1 pseudogene is annotated in these 1,329 nt (G+C 41.0%); it reads left to right on the top strand.

Annotated features, from left to right (window positions below):
• The first annotated feature begins 70 nt into the window (after positions 1-70).
• Positions 71-1,196 (top strand): annotated as a pseudogene (locus ACQ96U_RS27070) (IS3 family transposase).
• The last annotated feature ends 133 nt before the right edge of the window (positions 1,197-1,329 follow it).

Genomic DNA, 1,329 nt, shown 5'->3' with positions numbered 1-1,329 from the left:
GTTTGTACTGGTCTAATGCCATCGGACACTTAATTTTGAGACAATACTGTCAATGAGTTAAGAGGTCTATATGAGTCTGAAAAAATCCCATAAAAGCTATCCTCAGTCATTTAAAGATGAAGCTGTTTTGATGGTGCTAGAGCAAGGCTACAGTCTTGCTGATGCAGCAAAGTCACTCGGAGTCGCTACTAGCCTGCTTTACAAGTGGAAAGAAAAATACGAAGCTCAGCAGAAAGGCATTGCCTTAGAAGAGTCTGAGCGCGATGAACTGAAACGATTACGTAAAGAAAACAAAGCATTACGCATGGAGAAAGAAATTTTAAAAAAGGCCAGTGCCTTCTTTGCGAAAGAAATGAAGTGAAATTTTGCTTCATTAAAAAACAATCTAACCATTTCCCTGTAGCATTGTTATGCCGCGTGATGAGTGTAAGTAAATCAGGCTATTACGATTGGCTCAAACGTCCTGTAGCGGTGATTAGCCTTGATACTTTGAAGCTTTATCACCTTATTTGAAAATTATTTAGAAAAAGCCGGGGCAGTTTAGGAAATCGTGAAATGGTGAAGAAATTGCGTAAAGAAGGCTATCAAATGGGTCGCTACCTACACCTAAAAGTTACACAACATCAGGCTTACAGGGTCACAACGAAGCGTAAGCATGCGCCGATAACTGGTTAAACCAGAACTTTAACCCCACTGCAGCCAACCAGATTTGGGCTGGCGATGTGACTTACTTAAAGACAGGTGAAGGTTGGATGTATTTGGCCGTGGTGATGGATTTATACTCTCGTCGAATTGTTGGCTGGCATATCGATAAGCGGATGACAACCGATTTGGTGTGCAAAGCATTAATGAAAGCCTATAACCTACGTCCACCGCCTAAAGGCCTTGTATTTCACAGTGATCGTGGCTCACAGTATACCAGCAAGCGATATCGTAAGCTGTTATCGAGCTATAGTATCCGAGCCAGTATGGGCGATGTGGGTGCTTGTTGGGATAATGCTGTTGTAGAACGCTTCTTTGGTAGCTTAAAACACGATTGGCTTTTTAAGGTGAGTCAGCCAACGAGGGAATTTATGAAACAAGATGTGGCAGCTTATATGAAGTATTACAAAATAGAGCGACTGCATTCTGCCAATGGTGATTTGTCACCCATAGAGTTTGAAAATTCTCAACTAAATGTGTCCAATTTGGGTTGATTAGTACACTTTCCTTGATGTGTTGTATTGCAATTGATGTATTACTACCACTTAGTTACCGAGATACAAAATGTATAAAGACACCTCTGGTATACCCTCCAAACTCTATATTTTAGCCTGGTAAGCTAACTGT

The sequence above is a fragment of the Zooshikella sp. RANM57 genome (assembly GCF_050749885.1).
Classification (GTDB): Bacteria; Pseudomonadota; Gammaproteobacteria; order Pseudomonadales; family Zooshikellaceae; genus Zooshikella.
Note: the sequence above shows the minus strand (reverse complement) of the source record. Positions and strands in the feature narration are given on the sequence as shown.